Source organism: Pseudomonas sp. SORGH_AS_0199, assembly GCF_031453735.1.
GTDB lineage: Bacteria > Pseudomonadota > Gammaproteobacteria > Pseudomonadales > Pseudomonadaceae > Chryseomonas > Chryseomonas aestiva.
In genome coordinates, this window is sequence record NZ_JAVJAE010000001.1 from 2,424,778 (window position 1) to 2,442,332 (window position 17,555).

Annotated in this window: 15 protein-coding genes and 2 pseudogenes; 10 read left to right on the forward strand and 7 right to left on the reverse strand. The window is 66.8% G+C overall.

The genetic code is table 11. The features are described 5' to 3' along the window. Window positions 1–57 precede the first annotated feature (57 nt). From QE444_RS11340 to QE444_RS11360, 5 genes and pseudogenes are all read left to right on the forward strand, one after another. Entirely contained in the window at window positions 58–549 is a 492-nt protein-coding gene (locus QE444_RS11340; protein ID WP_187978942.1) for a hypothetical protein, read from the forward strand. Window positions 550–783: 234 nt separating this feature from the next. Beyond that, on the forward strand, window positions 784–1,323 hold the full coding sequence (moaB, locus tag QE444_RS11345; RefSeq protein ID WP_273861118.1) for a molybdenum cofactor biosynthesis protein B: 540 nt from the start codon (window positions 784–786) through the stop codon (window positions 1,321–1,323). Then, window positions 1,320–2,517 (forward strand): annotated as a pseudogene (glp, locus tag QE444_RS11350) (gephyrin-like molybdotransferase Glp). The gene moaB and the pseudogene glp overlap by 4 nt, the downstream one beginning before the upstream one ends. A gap of 126 nt (window positions 2,518–2,643) precedes the next feature. After that, window positions 2,644–3,588: a lipid kinase YegS gene (gene yegS, locus QE444_RS11355; RefSeq protein ID WP_273861116.1), complete on the forward strand. Its 945-nt coding sequence runs from the start codon at window positions 2,644–2,646 to the stop codon at window positions 3,586–3,588. 229 nt (window positions 3,589–3,817) lie between these two features. Next, on the forward strand, window positions 3,818–4,297 hold the full coding sequence (locus tag QE444_RS11360; RefSeq protein ID WP_405046467.1) for a sterol desaturase family protein: 480 nt from the start codon (window positions 3,818–3,820) through the stop codon (window positions 4,295–4,297). Window positions 4,298–4,336: 39 nt separating this feature from the next. On the opposite strand, the gene QE444_RS11365 is transcribed toward QE444_RS11360, so the two are convergent. From QE444_RS11365 to fni, 6 genes are all read right to left on the reverse strand, one after another. Continuing rightward, window positions 4,337–4,870: a gluconate 2-dehydrogenase subunit 3 family protein gene (locus QE444_RS11365; protein ID WP_187978946.1), complete on the reverse strand. Its 534-nt coding sequence runs from the start codon at window positions 4,868–4,870 to the stop codon at window positions 4,337–4,339. 172 nt (window positions 4,871–5,042) lie between these two features. Further along, window positions 5,043–5,978, reverse strand: a complete 936-nt coding sequence (locus QE444_RS11370; protein ID WP_273861113.1) for a phytoene/squalene synthase family protein — start codon at window positions 5,976–5,978, stop codon at window positions 5,043–5,045. Between the two features lie 2 nt (window positions 5,979–5,980). Beyond that, window positions 5,981–7,477 carry a phytoene desaturase gene (locus QE444_RS11375; protein ID WP_263258701.1) on the reverse strand — a complete coding sequence of 499 codons (1,497 nt, stop codon included), beginning with the start codon at window positions 7,475–7,477 and terminating at the stop codon, window positions 5,981–5,983. Next, complete coding sequence (gene crtY / locus QE444_RS11380; RefSeq protein WP_280307265.1) at window positions 7,474–8,667, reverse strand: lycopene beta-cyclase CrtY; 1,194 nt, start codon at window positions 8,665–8,667, stop codon at window positions 7,474–7,476. The genes QE444_RS11375 and crtY overlap by 4 nt, the downstream gene beginning before the upstream one ends. Continuing rightward, window positions 8,630–9,925 (reverse strand): glycosyltransferase, encoded by a 1,296-nt coding sequence (locus QE444_RS11385; RefSeq protein ID WP_309738567.1) that lies wholly within the window; start codon window positions 9,923–9,925, stop codon window positions 8,630–8,632. The genes crtY and QE444_RS11385 overlap by 38 nt, the downstream gene beginning before the upstream one ends. Further along, window positions 9,925–10,974, reverse strand: a complete 1,050-nt coding sequence (gene fni, locus QE444_RS11390; protein WP_309738569.1) for a type 2 isopentenyl-diphosphate Delta-isomerase — start codon at window positions 10,972–10,974, stop codon at window positions 9,925–9,927. Before fni ends, QE444_RS11385 begins: the two co-directional genes overlap by 1 nt. A 135-nt stretch (window positions 10,975–11,109) precedes the next feature. Between fni and QE444_RS11395 the strand changes: the two genes are divergently transcribed. Then, window positions 11,110–11,991: a polyprenyl synthetase family protein gene (locus QE444_RS11395; protein WP_309738571.1), complete on the forward strand. Its 882-nt coding sequence runs from the start codon at window positions 11,110–11,112 to the stop codon at window positions 11,989–11,991. A gap of 67 nt (window positions 11,992–12,058) precedes the next feature. Then, a complete protein-coding gene (locus tag QE444_RS11400) occupies window positions 12,059–12,283 on the forward strand; it encodes a hypothetical protein (RefSeq protein WP_027602825.1) in 225 nt (74 codons plus the stop codon). A gap of 161 nt (window positions 12,284–12,444) precedes the next feature. Here QE444_RS11400 and pdeM read toward each other — a convergent pair whose 3' ends face one another. Beyond that, window positions 12,445–13,104: a ligase-associated DNA damage response endonuclease PdeM gene (pdeM, locus tag QE444_RS11405; protein WP_309738578.1), complete on the reverse strand. Its 660-nt coding sequence runs from the start codon at window positions 13,102–13,104 to the stop codon at window positions 12,445–12,447. Between the two features lie 335 nt (window positions 13,105–13,439). Between pdeM and QE444_RS11410 the strand changes: the two genes are divergently transcribed. From QE444_RS11410 to pepN, 3 genes and pseudogenes are all read left to right on the forward strand, one after another. Then, a complete protein-coding gene (locus QE444_RS11410; protein WP_007162881.1) occupies window positions 13,440–13,703 on the forward strand; it encodes a YeaC family protein in 264 nt (87 codons plus the stop codon). Window positions 13,704–13,788: 85 nt separating this feature from the next. Further along, window positions 13,789–14,631, forward strand: a complete 843-nt coding sequence (locus tag QE444_RS11415) for a DUF2797 domain-containing protein (RefSeq protein ID WP_133859983.1) — start codon at window positions 13,789–13,791, stop codon at window positions 14,629–14,631. An 11-nt stretch (window positions 14,632–14,642) separates the two neighbouring features. Next, a pseudogene (gene pepN / locus QE444_RS11420) lies at window positions 14,643–17,283 on the forward strand (aminopeptidase N). Window positions 17,284–17,555: the final 272 nt, after the last annotated feature.

The following is a 17,555-nucleotide window of genomic DNA, read 5'->3' on the forward strand; positions in this document are numbered from 1 at the left end:
CTTTGATCCCTGCCGCGCGGTGGCGGGGAGTCCCTGCCCAGAAGGAGTTTGCAAACGATGAAGACGATGCTGCTTTCCGCTTTGGCCCTGGCTGCCTTGCCCGCCTTTGGCACCGGCGGTGGTGAACCCCCTGCGATCAAGGTCACCTTTGGCCAGCCGACCGTCCGGCAGAAGCTGTTCTACGAGAAGCTCTACGAGAAGAAGCCCTATCCCGACGCCACCCTCTATTACTACAGCAATGGCGTCTACAAGATCATCTCGCCCGGCGAAGAGCACTATGGCGTCTACGTGGTGCACGGCAAGCTGACCGACGACAAGTACCAGGTGGATTTCATCTCCCTGCCCTCCGCGGACTGGGGCGGCAAGACGGCCCGGCATTTCCTCACGTTCGATCGCAAGGCCGGCACCTTCACCCAGCAGGCGACCTGGGAGGAAGACCCGAACATCGCCCCGCAATACGGTCGCTTCAGTCAGGATGCCAACGACATCGCCGACCCGCGTCCCATCAAGTGGGAGACTCACGCCGAAGGCGAGCAACGCCAGCGCTAGGTCACGCCAGCGGCGCCCGCTCGGTTGAAGGGGCGTCGGCTTTTCCTCTAGGCTGTGATGATGCAGCCTTTTCGGATCTTCACGTCGATCGGGGTCGACAGCCGCCCTCACTGTCGGAGCGGCCACCTTCCGGTCGCTGCCAGTCCAATGCTCACCCCCTTCGGGAAACCCGCTGCCCGTCCAGCGGTCTTCCCGCTGCACCCTTTCCTTCGCACTCTTCGGAAGTCCAACCAGATGAGCCACAAAGCCGAGGCGGTTTTCGTACCGCTGAACATCGCTGTCCTGACGGTCAGCGACACCCGCACCTTCGAGACCGATACCTCGGGTCAGCTGTTCGTCGACCGCCTGGAGGCCGCCGGCCATTTCCTCGCCGACCGCGTGCTGCTCAAGGATGACCTCTACAAGATCCGCGCCCAGGTCGCCCACTGGATCGCCGAAGACCAGGTGCAGGTGGTGCTGATCACCGGCGGGACCGGCTTCACCGGGCGCGATAGCACCCCGGAGGCCGTCGCCTGCCTGCTGGACAAGCAGGTGGATGGCTTCGGCGAACTGTTCCGCCAGATCTCCGTGGCCGACATCGGCACCTCCACCGTGCAGTCCCGGGCGCTGGCCGGCCTCGCCAATGGCACCCTGGTCTGCTGCCTGCCGGGTTCGACCAACGCCTGCCGTACCGCCTGGGACGGCATCCTCGGCGAACAGCTGGACAACCGTCATCGCCCCTGCAACTTCGTGCCGCATCTCAAGCAGGCCGAGCCCTGCGGGCCACGCGGATGAGCCTGCTGGCGCTGGAAGAGGCCCTGGCCCGGCTGCTGGCCCTGGCGGCCGAAGACGGTCCCTTGCCCCATGAGCAGGTGGCCCTGGAAAACGCCGACGGGCGTATCCTGGCCGCGCCCCTGGTAGCCGACCTGGATCTCCCGCCGTGGGACAACAGTGCCATGGACGGCTATGCCCTGCGCCTGGACGACTGGCAGGGCGAGCCGCTGCGGGTCTCCCAGCGCATCTTCGCTGGCCAGGCACCGGCGCCCCTGGAGCCGGGCACCTGTGCACGCATCTTCACCGGCGCGCCCGTCCCGGCGGGTGCCGACTGCGTGGAGATGCAGGAGAACACCGAGGTGCTGGACGACCGTCGGGTACGCTTCGTCGAGCAGCTGCGGCCAGGGCGCAACATCCGTCGCCGTGGCAACGAAGTCCGGGGTGGGTGACGAGGTGCTATCGGCCGGCACTGCCCTGGGTCCGGCGGAGCTGGGGGTCGCCGCGTCCCTCGGGCGTGCCCAGCTGAACGTCTTTCGCCGCCTCAAGGTCGCGGTGCTGTCCACCGGCGATGAACTCGTGGCGCCCGGACAGCCGCTCGGTCCGGGGCAGATCTACAACAGCAATCGCGTCCTGCTCATCAGCTGGCTGCGGCGGCTGGGTTGCGAGGTGTCGGACCAGGGCATCCTGCCGGATGATCTCGCCGAGACGCGCAGGCGGCTGGGCGCGCTGCAGGCCGATCTGATCCTTTCCACGGGCGGTGTCTCCGTGGGTGAGGCCGACTATCTGGGCCAGGCCCTGCGCGAAGAAGGCGAGCTGACCCTGTGGAAGCTGGCGCTCAAGCCGGGCAAGCCGCTCACCTGCGGACGCTTTCGTGGCATTCCGCTGATCGGCCTGCCGGGCAATCCGGCGTCCACCCTGGTGACCTTCGGCCTGCTGGCACGGCCCTATCTGCTGCGCCGGGCCGGCAAGATCGACGTGGCACCGCTGAGCGTCGAGGTGCCGGCGGGGTTCGACTGGCCGCGTGCCGGTGCGCGCCGCGAATACCAGCGGGCGCGGCTGGAAGATGGCCGGGCGGTACCCCATCGCAACCAGGGCTCCAATGTGCTGCAGACGGCGGCCTGGGCCCATGGCCTGGTGGAGATCCGTGAGGATCGTACCTTCGCCGCCGGTGATCCGGTGCGCTTCATCCCGTTGGCCGAATTGCTCAAGGCCTAGCCAACCGGCAGTCAGGACTGAACGTGGCCGTTGGGCCACAGTCCTAGTCTCCAGATTCGCTCGCCGGGCGCTGCCCGGTACCTGACGCGGCATCTCGCCGCGCAGAGCCAACCTTGGACGACAGACATGACGACGACAGGCACCCTGGCTGACGCAGCCCTGGTCATTCTCAATGGCAAGGAAACCGGTAACGAGGACGTTCGGGAGGCCATTCTCGAACGGCGTGCCGCCGGTCATCGCATCGATGTGCGGGTGACCTGGGAAGAAGACGATGCCGCGCGCTTCGTCGAGCAGGCGACCCGCGAAGGCTATGGCACCCTGGTGGCGGCCGGTGGCGACGGCACCCTGCGCGCCGTGGCCGAAGCCATGGCGCAGAATAACAGCCAGGCCCGCCTCGGCCTGCTGCCCTTGGGCACCGCCAACGACTTCGCCCGGGCGGCGGGTGTGCCGGTGGAGCCTGCGGCGGCCCTGGCGCTGCTGGATGGGCCGACCAGTGCCATCGACCTGATCGAGGCGGAAGGCCAGCTGTTCCTCAATATGGCCACCGGCGGCTTCGGCTCCCAGGTCACGGCCAATACCCCCGGCGAACTCAAGCGCCTGCTGGGTGGCGCGGCCTACTTCCTCACCGGCCTGACCCGCTTCGCCGAGGTGCATTCGGCCCATGGCCGCTTCCGTGGTCCCGGCTTCGAGTGGGAGGGTGAATTCCTCGCCCTGGGCATCGGCAACGGTCGCCAGGCCGGCGGTGGCCATGTGCTCTGTCCCACCGCCGTGGTCAACGATGGCCTGCTCGACGTGGGCATCCTGCCGGCGTCCCAGGACGTGCTCGGCACCCTGGGCGAATTCCTCAGCAAGGGCTTCAGCACCGAAGAGATGTTTATCCGCGCGCGGCTGCCCTGGGTGGAGCTGGAAGCCGCCGAAGGTCTGGACATGAACCTCGACGGTGAACCGGTCAAGCGAGACCGGGTGAGATTTGAGGTGCGTCCGGGTATCCTGCAGGTCTGTCTACCGGTGGATTCGCCCCTGCTGGGCGCGACCGCCGGCTCCCTGGCCGAACCGGCGGCGACGTCCTAAGAAGGTGTTCACGATCTCGCGAGCTAGAGTCAAACAAGGCGAAAAGGCCTGAGGAAACGGAGTTTACGAGTTGTAAATGAGCATTCCGACGGGGCTGGCCCTCCAGGGCCTTTTCAACGCAGTTTGGCCGACGCGCAGCAGATCGTGAGCAGCTTCTGATCAGGTGGCTGCGGAGGTTACGTTGGAAATACTGATCGATGCGGGCATCGTGCTGGCCACCGTGGCGGGCATGGAAGCCTTCGCCTGGTGGTCGCACAAGTACATCATGCACGGCTGGGGATGGGGCTGGCATGAGTCCCACCACCGCGCCCGGACGGGCTGGTTCGAGAAGAACGATCTCTATGCCGTCGTCTTCGCCGGCCTGGCCATCCTGCTGATCGCCCTGGGCAATGCCGGCTACTGGCGTCTGCAGTGGATAGGGGCCGGCATGACCCTCTACGGTCTGCTGTACTTCATCGCCCACGATGGCCTGGTGCATCAGCGCTGGCCCTTCCGCTACATCCCGCGCACCGGCTATCTGAAACGGCTCTATCAGGCGCATCGCATGCACCATGCGGTGGACGGCAAGGACGGCTGCGTGTCCTTCGGTTTCCTGTTGGCACCGACCACCCAGCAGCTCAAGCAGCAGTTGCGCGAGATACACGGCGGCGCCCTGGATTCCTCACGCGAACGCAAGGCCCGGGATCAGGCGCAGGAAGAAGTGGACTAGGCGGGAGCGGAAGCGCCTCCAAGGAGGCGCTAGACGGGATCAGGCGATAGCGGGAGTGTCGTCGTAGGCAGCGAACAGTGAATGAGCGTACTGGCTGCGCTCGCTCTCGTTGCGCAGCAGATCGATGAACTCCTTGGCCGGCGGGTTCAGGGTGCCCGCTTCGGCGGCGGTGACCACCTGGGCCTGTTCACCAGCCGCCAGTTCGGCGAAACCGGCACCCAGCCGCTCGGTGCAGTAGCTGTTCACCACGGCCAGGCCGTCACGCAGCAGATCGCGCAGATTAGCACCCTGCTGGACCTGGGCCTGCTCGTCGAAGGGATCGACGATGTTGGAACGGTCGCCGTGGGCGTAGGGGGTCAGCATGTGGCGATCGATGAATTCGGGCAGGCGGGTATCGGCCTGTTCGCTATCGGCCTGCAGGTGCGCGCAGAGGGCGACCAGGGTACGCCACTGGATGGCGTTGAAGAATTCGGGCTTGTAACCGGACTGCGCGTTAGCGGAAAGGCCAAGGGCAAGTAGTGACGAGGAGGCAGCGAAGCGATCGTGTGAAACAGCCGTTTCCGTCTTGTGCATGTGCAAATCCCATACTCGTAGGCTGACTACCGGATGCAGCGCTCTGGCTCAGGCATCCATCCATCCGCGGCCCGCGAGGGGTCGCTTTAATCCGACCCGTTTATCGCATAAAAGTTTGCTGTTGGGCATCCCCGAGATGCACGCAAATGTGACCGGGGCGCGATCACTGGCGTCAGCGCCGCGGTCGGGTCCAGAGCTCGGTCGGGCGTGGCTCGTCGCGCTGGTGACGGGAGAGCATGGCGCGCGCGGCGCCGCGGCAGACCAGGCGCAGCTTGTCGGCGGTGCTGGTGCTGACGCGCTGGTCCCAGGCATGGCTGCCCAGTTGCAGCACCTGGACGCCGATCTCGCGGTAGACGCCACGGGCGGTGGCGATGGCCCAGGCCGAGCGCAGGGGCAGGGCGGCGATGCCCTGGCGTGCCGAGTCATAGTAGGGCTCGGCCAGGCGCACCAGCCGCTCGGCCAGTTGGGCGACCGCTTCGCGATGGCGCGGTTCCGCTAGTTCACCCGCCGGCACGCCGACTTCGTCGAGCCACAGGCGTGGCAGGTAGATGCGCCCGATACGGGCGTCCTCGACGATGTCGCGGGCGATGTTGGTGAGCTGGAAGGCCATGCCCAGGTCGCAGGCGCGATCCAGGGTTTCCTCGTCTTCGGCGCCCATGATGCGCGCCATCATCACCCCGACCACCCCGGCGACGTGGTAGCAGTACTCCAGGGTGTCTTCGAGTTCCACATAGATGCGTTCCTCGACATCCATGCGAAAGCCGGCGAGGTGATCCAGCGGCAGCGCCAGGGGAATGCCATGGCGCCTGACCACCCGCTGGAAGGCGGCGAAGGCCGGATCCTGCAGCGGCTCATCGCCGTAGGCGGCGCGGGTCAGGCGTTCCAGTTCGGCCAGGCGTTCGCGCCCGGCGCGGCGATCGCCCTCGACCTGGCCATGGCCCAGTTCCTGGCCATCGATGACGTCGTCGCAATGGCGGCACCAGGCATAGAGCAGCACGGCGCTCTCGCGGGTCTCGGGAGCGAACAGCTTGGCAGCTGCGGCAAAGCTCTTGGAACCGACGGCGATGCTCTGCTCGGCGTGGTCGACGACGTCATGGGTGGCTGGCATGGCTAACCGTGCTCCTCGAGGATGACGCTGGCGGTGGCCTTGGCCGAGCCGACCACGCCCGGGACGCCGGCCCCGGGATGGGTGCCCGCGCCGACCAGATAGAGGTTGGGGATGACACTATCGCGATTGTGCGGCCGGAACCAGGCGCTCTGGGTGAGGATGGGCTCCAGGGAGAAGGCCGAGCCAAGGTGGGCATTGAGCTCCTGGCGGAAATCGGCCGGGGTGAAGATGCGCGAGGTGACCAGATGCTCGCGCAGGCCGGGCATGTAGCGCTCTTCCAGGTAGGCGAGGATCTTGTCGCGCAGGCGCGGACCTTCCACGCTCCAGTCGACGTCGGCATTGCCCAGGTGCGGCACCGGCGCCAGCACGTAGTGAGAACTGTGCCCGGGCGGTGCCAGCGACGGATCGGTGACGCAGGGCGAGTGCAGGTAGAGCGAGAAGTCGTCCGGTACGCCCGGGCCCTTGAACAGTTCGTCGATCAGGCCGCGATAGCGCTGGCCGAAGCAGACCATGTGGTGTTCGAGCCCCACCGGCGGCTGGCTCAGGCCGAAGTGGATGACGAACAGCGACATGCTGTGTCGCTTGCGCTTGAGGCGGTTGCTCTCGACCACGCCATGGGTGTGATGACCGAGCAGCTTGCGATAGGTATGCACCACGTCGGCGTTGGAGGCCACCAGGTCCGCCTCGAGCTGGCTGCCATCGGCCAGGCAGACGCCGGTGGCCCTATTGCCTTCGGTGAGGATGCGCTCCACCGGCGTGTTCAGGCGCACTTCGCCGCCGAGGTCGGTAAAGAGCTTCAGTAGGCCCAGGACCAGCTGATGGGTGCCACCCTTGGCGAACCAGACGCCCCACTTGCGTTCCAGCGCATGGATCAGCGCATAGATCGAGGAGGTGGCGAAGGGATTGCCGCCCACCAGCAGGGTGTGGAAGGACAGCGTCTGGCGCAGCTTCTCGCTCTTCACGAAGCGCGACACCTGGGTGTAGACGCTGCGCCAGGCCGTGAGCTTGGCCAGCTTGGGACCCGCGGCGAGCATGTCGCCGACCTTGAGGAAGGGCTTGGCGCCGAGACGGATGTAGCCTTCTTCGAACACCGCCTGGGAATAGGCCAGGAAGCGCTGGTAGCCGGCCACGTCGTCTGGCTCCAGGGCACGGATCTGCTCGTCCAGCCGGGCCTGGTCGTTGACGTAGTCGAAGCGGGTGCCGTCTTCCCAGCACAGCTGGTAGAAGGGGCTGACCGGCAAGAGCTCCACATAGTCGCTCATCTGCCGGCCGCTCAGGGCGAACAGCTCTTCCAGCGCCGAGGGATCGGTGAGGACGGTGGGGCCGGCGTCGAAGGTGAAGCCCGCCTCCTCATAGACGTAGGCACGGCCGCCGGGCTTGTCGCGGCCCTCGATGAGGGTGGTGGCGATGCCGGCCGACTGCAGGCGGATCGCCAGGGCGATACCGCCGAAGCCGGCGCCGATGACGATGGCCCGCTTGGGCCCGTTACCTTGGGTCATGGTGCTTCCTTGGACTGAGGGGGACGAGCCAGCGCGGCATCCAGGGCTGGTTTCAGCGGCACCGGCGGTTTGCCGGAGAGGATGCGCAGCCGATCGAAGGCGGTGAGGCGGCCGGCGTAGAAACGCTGGATTAGCGGTTCGCCGAGGCCGTAGAACCTTTGCATGACGCGCACCCGGTGCTCGGGACGGCCAGCGAGAAACAGCATGCGATTGAGCAGGCGAAAGAAGCCCTGTTGCTGCCAGCGCCCCTGGGCGTACTGCCGCAGGGAGTCGCGCAGCCTGGCGCTGGAGGTCAAGGGTTGCGCGGCCAGGTGCTCCGCCAGGCGCACCGCCTCCGGCAGCGAGTAACCGGTGGTGGGGTGGAACAGCCCCGCGGCCAGGCCAATGGGCGCGCCGGCGGTGACGTTGTCCCAATAGCGGTCGAGATCGCCGCCCAGGATGATGGGCAGCACGCCCTGTTCTTCGCGCAGTACCTCGGCGATTTCCCAGCCCTGCTGTCGGGCATAGTCGGCCAGGTGCTGGCGCAGGCGTTCCGCGGGGAGGCTTTCGCCGTCCGCATAGTAGGTGTCTTCGATTAGCAGCCGGTCGGGCGCCAGCGGCAGGCTGTAGACGAAGCGATAGCCGTCCAGCTGATCGACGGTGGCGTCCATCACGATGGGTTCGGCCAGGCCATGGGGGCGAACCAGGCGCACCTCCTGGCCGAGGAATTTCTGATAGCCGAGCCAGAGCGCCGGATCGGGTCGCGGCCCCCGCGCGTCGATCACGGCGCCGGCGGCCAGGGTGTAGCCATCGGCGAACACCACGCCATCGTCCTGCAGGCGCAGCACCTCGCGGCCCAGCAGTAGGCGCTCGGCCGGCAGCCGGGCGCTCAATACCTCATGGAAGCGTTCGGCGCTGATGCTGGCATAGCCGCTGCCGAGGTGCCGCTGGCGCTTGGGGAAGCGCACCTCGTAGCCCGGCCAACGGTGGGCGATCAGGGGCTCGATCCAGGCATGCTGCGGCGCGGTGAGGTCCGGCTCGTGAAAGGACCAGGTGTGGTTGCCGCCCAGCCGCGGACCGGCTTCCACCAGGCGCCAGTCCAGCTCCGGACGGGTTTCCGCCAGGCGCAGGGCGAGCAGGCCGCCGGCCAGGCCGCCGCCGACGATCAGCAGGTCAGGACGCACGTTCGAGTCCTCGCCGGGCCAGGCCATCCACCAGGCGGGCGGCAGCCGCGACACCGCCGGCCGCCTGGGTAATGGGCACGAAGCGTTCGGCCGCCCGGCGATAGGCCGGGTCGGCCAGCACGGCGCCCAGGGCCTGGGTCAGGCGGGGCTTGCTGGCCAGGCGCGGTGCCAGGCAGATGCCGGCGCCGACCCGTTCCAGGCGGCGGGCGATGCCGGGCTGGTCGAACACCATGGGCAGGGCGAGCATGGGTTTGCCAGCCGCCAGGGCGTCCAGCACGGTATTGAAGCCACCATGGGTGATGACTGCATCGGCGCGGGCGATGGCCGCCTCCTGGGGCGCGAAGTCGGTGACCCAGGTGGCGCCGTCGTCCAGCAGAAGGCGTTCGGCACTGGCCTCCAGACGTCCGCAGTGGGCGATCAGCACCTGGACGCCGAGTTGGCGACAGGCCTGGGCGATGCGGCGGAACAGCGGTAGCCGGCCACCCTGCAGGGTGCCGAAGGAGGCGAAGACGAAGGGCTGGCGCGGATCGATCTCCAGTTCCAGCCGTTGCTCACGCACCGCCGGCGAACGCAGCGGCCCGACCTCGTGAAAGTGCGGCGGCGGGGCATGACGCGGAAAGTCGAAGCCCGGCAGGCACTGGCTCAGCTGCAGATACGGCGAGAAGCAGTCGTCGAGCGTCCGTCGCTCGCCGAGGCCGAAGGCCTGGGCCTGGCGCTGGATGACCTTGCCCTGGCCGCGCATCATCAGGTCGAACACCTGGGTGGCGCCCTGGACAATCTGCCGCTCCCGCTCGGTGCCAGGATAGGCGAAGGGCAGGGTGGGCAGCGGCAGGTGGGGCTCGCGATTCATCGGCACGGCGCAGGCCAGTGATGCATAGGGCAGGCCCAGGTGGTCGCCGAGCAGTCCGCCGGCCGGTTCCATCTGGTCGGCGATCAGGCAGTCGACCCTGAGGTCACGCAAGGCGGCCGGGCCTTCGCGGCAGAACAGTTCGGTATTGCGCGCCATGTCGGCGATCACGCCAAATACCGACCAGGGCTTGTTGCTGGCGGTCCGCGCCAGCAGGGGCGCCAGGCTGCCACGTGGATGGCTGGTCGCGCCCAGGGCCTGGAACTGGATGCCTGCTGGCAGCGCCCGATCGCCCACTTCCACCTGGTGCAGCAGGGTGACCCGGTGGCCGAGCGCGACCAGCGCCTCGCCCAGCACCAGATGGGTGGACAGGTGGCTCGGCAGCGGCGGCGAGATCAGGGCGACATGCATGGCGGCGTCCGGTCGGGTGTCGGCCACTATGGGCACCGCCGCGGCGCGGCGTCCAGCAGCTCGGCCTGGCGCAAGCCGGCCAGATCCGCCGAGCCGGTACAGAAGCAGGCGATGCGCAGCTGTTCGATCACCACCTGGAAATGCGCGATCACCGCCTCGGTGGATTCAGTGGCGCCAGGCAGGGCCGCAGCGGCCTGGCCGGCCAGGTCCGCACCAAGGCGGATGGCCTTGGCCACGTCGATACCGTCGCGGATGCCGCCCGAGGCGATCACCGTCGCCCGGGGGCAGGCGGCGCGCACCTGGCGCAGGCTCTCGGCGGTGGGGATGCCCCAGTCGGTGAAGGCGCGGGCGATGGCGCGCTGCTGCTCGTCACGGGCGCGTTCGGCTTCCACCGCCGCCCAACTGGTGCCACCGGTTCCGGCGACATCCAGCACCGCCACGCCAGCCTCCAGCAGTTGCGTGGCGACCCGGCCCGACAGGCCGGCGCCGACTTCCTTGACGACCACCGGCACGGACAGTTGTGTAACCAGATTTTCCAGGGCTGCCAGAATGCCGCGCCAGCGGCGATCGCCACCGGCCTGCACGGCTTCCTGCAAGGGATTGAGATGCACGATCAGGGCGTCTGCCTCGATCATCTCCACCGCGCGCCGGGCCTCGTCGAGGCCGTAGCCGGCCACCAGCTGCGCGGCGCCGAAATTGGCCAGCAGCGGCACGTCCGGCGCCAGGCGGCGCAATTCGCCGGTCAGGCCCTGATCGCCACCCTGCTGCAGGGCGATGCGCTGGGAGCCGACTGCCAGGGCGATGCCCAGGGTCTGGGCCGCCTCGGCGAGGTGGCGATTGATCAGCGCGGCCCGCTCTGGCCCGCCGGTCATGGAGCTGATCAGCAGCGGCGCGGCCAGGGGACGACCGAACAGGCGGGTGCCCAGGTCGACCTCGTCGAGATTGAGCTCGGGCAGGGCGCAATGCGTGAAGCGATAGGCGTCGAAGCCCGTGGTGACGGCGCTACGGGCCTTGTGGGGATCCAGCACGATGTCCAGATGATCGTTCTTGCGGCTTGCCAGTTCCCAATCCACCATGTCTTCTAGAGTCCGCCCTGAATGACCTTTCGTCGGTCGTTGTGGTCTGGTAGGGGACGACGGGTTCGCTTTGCGAAGACCTAATCCACCGAGGTGCGACCGTTCGTCGGTTCCACATATGGAGTATCTCGACTCATGGCGACCGTATTAGTGCCGAACGCGACAGACAATTTTGCCGCTTCGCTGCAATGGCAGCGTACCCGTATCGACGAGCGTCTGGCAGAGCTATTGCCGGCCGGGACCGATCCGGTCGCCGCCGCCATCCGCAGTGGGGTCATGGCCCCGGGCAAGCGACTGCGTCCGCTGCTGATGGTGCTGGCCGCCGAGGATCTGGGTCAGTCCGACGAAGCCGTCCTCGATCTGGGTTGCGCCGTGGAAATGGTCCATGCCGCCTCGTTGTTCCTCGATGACATGCCCTGCATGGACGATGCTCGTCTGCGTCGCGGTCGGCCAACGCTGCACGTCGAATTCGGCGAAGACGTCGCCATGCTGGCCGCGGTGGCCCTGCTCAGCCATGCCCTGCGCCTGGTCGCGGGCCTCTCCGGCGTACCGGCGGAAACCCGTACCCAGATGGTCTGCCAACTGGCCGATGCGGTCGGCACCGCCGGTCTGGTCTGCGGCCAGTACCATGACCTGCACGGCGGTCGCCAGACGCGTCCGGCCGATGCCATCGCCCTGACCAACCAGCTCAAGACCGGTGCGCTGTTTTCCGCGGCCATGGGCATGGCCAGTGTCACCCTGGTTACCACCGCCACGCAGCGCGAAGCCTTCCAGGTGTTCGCCTGCCAGCTCGGCCTGGCCTTCCAGTTGCTCGACGATCTCGACGACGGCAAGGGCCTGGGCAAGGACGCCGGCAAGGATGGCGATAAGTCCACGCTGGTCAGCCTGCTCGGCCGCGACCATGCTCAACGCCAGTTACAAAGTCACCTCAGGCAGGCCCGCGAGGCTCTGGCCCAGGCCGATTGCGCCGAGGGCGCCCTCGCCGGCTTGCTGGATATCGTCTTTCGTCCGCGTTAGGGCGAATTACTGGGCATTCGGCCCTCTAATCTCTCGATAACCCTGTTTCCGTGCGAGGAGTCCTGAGATGTCGAAGTGGAAAATTGCTTATAGCAACGTTGACGGCAATACCTCGGTGGTCACCACCGACGCTGACCAAAAGCCGGACATGGAGCGGGTCGCCCAGATCGTCCGTGACGATGCCCTGGAAGAGTACGACGACAGTGAGGTGCCACGGGACTACGACGAACCCACGGTGGCCCTGCTGGAGCGCCATGGCATCACCATCACCGGGATCACCGAAGAAGGCTGATCTCCTGGGTATCTGGCTCTAGGACTTGTTTGATGGGTAGCCGAGCGAAGGTCAGACAAGACAAAAATCAACGAGGAAGCGGAGTTTACGAGTGGTAAATGAGCATTCCGAGTTGATTTTTAACGCAGTATGACTGAGCGCAGGCCCCTTTCAGACAAGGCCTAGCGCAGGGGCCAGATGCCGCCATCTCCCACCACGAAGATCCGCCGCGCCGGATCGGGTGCCAGCAGGTGCCCGCCAGTGAAATCGCCGAAGGCCGGCAGGATCAGCACCTCGCCATTTTCCAGGCAGAAGCAGGGCAGGCGCAGCGCCTGGCGCCCACGGCCCTGCAGCCGAAAGGCCGGATGGATATGCCCGGCCAACACCGGCAGTCTCGGGTGCGGATCGGGTTCGTGCTGCAACGACAGGCCATCCAGCTCCAGCGGTTCGCCCACCACGTCGATGCCCAGGGCGGTGGGCGGATCTCCCGCGCGACGATCGTGGTTGCCGCGGATCAACAGCAGGCGCAGATGGGCCTGGTGTTCCCGCCAGCGCTCCAGGGTGTCCAGGGTCAGGGGCGCGCGGGATTCCGGGGCGTGCAGGAAGTCACCGAGAAAGATGATCTCCTGGCAGTCGTAGCGCGCCAGCAGGCTGTCCAGCCGGGCGATGTTGCCCGCAGTGGTGCCGTGGGGTACCGGTTGGCCCAGGGCCCGGAAGGCCGCCGCCTTGCCGAAATGGATGTCCGCCACCAGCAACGCCCGGCGTGCCGGCCAATAGATGGCCTTTTCCGCGAGCAGCCAGAGTTCGACATCGGCGAGGATGAGGGAGTGATAGGCAGGCATGGGGTCTCCGGAAAGCGCTTCCTGCTCTGATGGCGGCCAGGTGTCAGGGTTCAGGCCTGTTGCAGGGTAGGCCTGTTGGCTAGCGCCCGCTCCCTGGGTGAGAAGGGCGACCCTGACCCGAATTCTTCAGTGGAAAAGGCCAGGCCGTTTTCTACGCTACGGGATACGCACCCGCGTAGGTTGGGTTGAGCGCAGCGAAGCCCAACAGCCCAATCCGGCATCGCCAACTCTGGGCTTCGAGCCAAACACAACCTATGGCCACCATTGAGTCAGGCCAGGTGCGCCGTCGCCGGCAGCCCGGTAAACTGGCGGATCACTAGAGTCCGGAGCGACCCATGTCGACATCCTTCGCCCAGATGCTGGAAAACATCACCCCCGATATCTACGAGGGCCTGAAGCTGGCCGTGGAGATCGGCAAGTGGCCGGACGGCCGCAAGCTCAGTCGCGACCAGGTCGAGCTCTGTCTTCAGGCAGTGATCGCCTACGAGGCCAAGCACCTGCCCGAAGATCAGCGGACCGGCTACATGGGGCCCCAGGAGTGCGCCTCCAAGTCGGTACCCATCGAGAACATCCTGTTCAAGTCCGACGCCATCCACTGACTGTCCGCGCCTTACCCCGACGAGGTGCCCTTCGGCGACGAAGAGGCACCTCGCGTCTTTTAGAAATCGAGAAATTTCTACCGTGATGACCGAACTGGGCCGTGGCGCCCTGCGCAAGATGGCCGTGACCCTGGCCGACCCCGTCAACTATGCCTTTCGCCTCGATGAGCGCGAGGTGCCGGTCAATCCGCTGATCGGCCGTCGCGTGCGGCTCGAGTACCTGGGTGCCATCCATTGCACCCATTGCGGACGCAAGACCCGCAAGAGCTTCAGCCAGGGCTACTGCTATCCCTGCTTCACCGCCCTGGCCCAGTGCGACAGCTGCATCGTCAGCCCAGAGAAGTGCCACTACGAGCACGGCACCTGCCGCCAGCCGGAGTGGGGCGAGGCCCATTGCATGGTGCCCCACATCGTCTACCTGGCCAATTCCTCGGGCCTCAAGGTCGGCATCACCCGCGCCACCCAGCTGCCCACCCGCTGGATCGACCAGGGCGCCTACCAGGCGCTGCCGATCCTGAGGGTGGCCACCCGCCAGCAATCCGGTCTGGTGGAAGATGTGCTGCGCAGCCAGGTAGGCGATCGCACCAACTGGCGGGCCATGCTCAAGGGCGTGGCCGCGCCGGAAGACTTGGTCGCGGTGCGCGAGCGGATCTTCGATGCCTGCGCCCAGGGCCTGGACGATCTCCAGGGTCGCTTCGGCCTGCAGGCGATCCAGCCGGTGGTCGACATGGCGCCCATCGAGATCCATTATCCGGTCACGGTCTATCCCACCAAGGTGGTCAGCCACGACCTGGAAAAGACCCCCGTGGTGGAAGGCACGCTGCTGGGCATCAAGGGTCAATACCTGATGTTCGACACCGGCGTGATCAACATTCGCAAGTACACGGCCTATCAGCTGGCCGTGTCCGCCTCCGCAGCAGAGATGTAAGGACGTAAGCCATGCGCACCGACCAGCCCCAGACCATCTACCTGAAGGACTACCAGGCGCCCGAGTACCTCATCGAGGAAACCCGCCTCCGCTTCGAGCTGCATGACGACCAGACCCTGGTGCATGCCGAGCTGCGCCTGCAGCGCAACCCGACGCGTGGCGCGGGCTTGCCGCCGCTGGTGTTGCACGGGGAGGAACTGGAACTGCTGGCGGTGGCGCTGGACGACCAGACCCTGGCGGCGGGCGACTACCAGGTCGAGGCGGGCAGCCTGACCCTGCAGCCGCAGGGCGAGGCCTTCGTGCTCAAGACCTCGGTACGCATCCATCCGGAAAGCAATACCGCCCTCGAAGGACTGTACGTCTCCGGCACCATGTTCTGCACCCAGTGCGAGGCCGAGGGCTTCCGCAAGATCACCTACTACCTGGACCGGCCGGACGTGATGAGCGTCTTCACCACCACGGTGGAGGCCGACAGGGGCAAGTACCCGATCCTGCTCTCCAACGGCAATCCCGTGGCCAGTGGCGATGCCGAGGGCGGACGTCACTGGGCCACCTGGGAAGATCCTTTCCCCAAGCCGGCCTATCTGTTCGCCCTGGTGGCCGGTGACCTCCGGTCCGTGGAAGACAGCTATCGCACCGGCAGCGGTCGCGACGTGACCCTGCGCATCTACGTCGAACCGGAAAACATCGGCAAGCTGCAGCACGCCATGGACAGCCTGAAGAAGTCCATGCGCTGGGACGAGGAGGTCTACGGCCGCGAATACGATCTGGACATCTTCATGATCGTGGCGGTGAACGACTTCAATATGGGCGCCATGGAGAACAAGGGGCTCAACATCTTCAACTCCAGCGCCGTGCTGGCCAGTCCGCGCACCGCCACCGACGCCGCTCACCAGCGCGTCGAGGCCATCGTCGCCCACGAGTACTTCCACAACTGGTCGGGCAACCGCGTGACCTGCCGCGACTGGTTCCAGCTGTCGCTCAAGGAAGGCTTCACCGTGTTCCGCGACGCCGGCTTCAGCTCCGACATGAATTCGCCCACGGTCAAGCGCATCGAGGACGTAGCCTTCCTGCGCACCAACCAGTTCGCCGAGGACGCCGGCCCCATGGCCCCACCCGGTGCGCCCGGATCACTTCATCGAGATCTCCAACTTCTACACCCTGACGGTGTACGAGAAGGGCGCCGAGGTGGTGCGGATGCTGCACACCCTGCTGGGGCCGGAGGGCTTCCGCAAGGGCACCGATCTCTACTTCGAGCGCCACGATGGCCAGGCCGTGACTTGCGACGACTTCATCAGGGCCCTGGAAGACGCCAACGGCGCCGATTTCAGCCAGTTCAAGCGCTGGTACAGCCAGTCCGGCACGCCACGCCTGGCGGTCAGCGAGCAGTACGATGCGGCGGCCAGGACCTATCGCCTGACCTTCCGTCAGAGCTGCCCGCCCACCCCGGGTCAGCCGACCAAGGAACCCTTCGTCATCCCGGTCCAGCTGGGGCTGCTGGACGGCCAGGGCCGCGACCTGCCGCTGCGCCTGGAAGGCGAGAGCGCGGCCCAGGGCAGCGACCGGGTGCTGTCGGTCACCCAGGCCGAGCAGACCTTCACCTTCGTCGACGTACCCGAGCAACCGCTGCCTTCGCTGCTGCGGGGCTTCTCCGCCCCGGTCAAGCTCAGCTTCCCCTACAGTCGCGAGCAGCTGACCTTCCTCATGCAGCACGACAGCGACGGCTTCAATCGCTGGGACGCCGGCCAGCAGCTGGCCGTTCAGGTGCTGCAGGGCATGATCGCTGGCGAGCCGCTGGACACCCGGCTGGTGGAGGCCCTGCGTACCGTGGCCGCGGACGAGTCCCTCGATCCGGCCATGGTCGCCGAGATGCTGTCGCTGCCGTCCGAAGCCTATCTGGTGGAGCTGTCCGAGCAGGCCGATCCGGGTGCCATCCATGGTGCTCGTCGCCAGGCGCGCCGGGCCATCGCCGAGTCCCTGCGCGACGTGCTCTGGCAGCGTTACCGCAGTGCCCGTGAAGCCTCGCGCGCCACGCCCTACCAGGCCAGCGCCGACCATATCGCCCGCCGCAGCCTGCAGAACGCCGCCCTCGGCTACCTGATGCTGCTGGAAGAGCCGGAGGCGCGCGATGCCGCCCTGGAGCAATTCGAGCACGCCGACAACATGACCGAGCGCCTGGCCGCACTGAGCGCCCTGGTCAATTCCGGCTTCGAGCAGGAAAAGGCCGAGGTGCTGGCGCGCTTCTTCGAGGAATTCAAGGCCGATCCGCTGGTGATGGACACCTGGCTCAGCGTCCAGGCCTCCAGTCCCTTGCCGGGCGGCCTGGCGCGCGTCCAGGCACTCATGCAGAACCCGGTCTTCACCCTGAAGAACCCCAACAAGGTGCGGGCGCTGATCGGTGCCTTCGCCAACGCCAACCTGGTCAACTTCCACGCCGAGGACGGCAGCGGCTATCGCTTCCTGGCCGACCAGATCATCACCCTCAACCGCCTCAATCCGCAGATCGCCTCGCGCCTGCTCACGCCCCTGACCCGCTGGAAGAAGTACGGTCCCGCGCGCCAGGCCCTCATGCGTGCCGAGCTGGAGCGGGTTCTGGCCAGCGGCGAGCTGTCCAGCGACGTCTACGAGGTGGTGAGCAAGAGTCTGGCGTAGGGCCATCCACAGGTTGGGTTGAGCTCCGCGAAGCCCGACCTCGCCCGCCTCTGCAAAGCCTGACGCCCAGCGTCAGGCTTTTTTTCGCCCAGCTTTTCTCCGCAGCCAAGGCTTCTGGCTCAGCCCGCGGACCGGCAGCGCATGCCCGTGCCCGGCAACTCGTCTCCGCTCTGGCGCCGCTGGGCTGATAGAAATGCTTTAGGCTGGCAGCTGTATTCAAATCAGCTGCAGAACGAGGCACCGCCGCCGACAGGGTGGGCAGGGTGTATCGA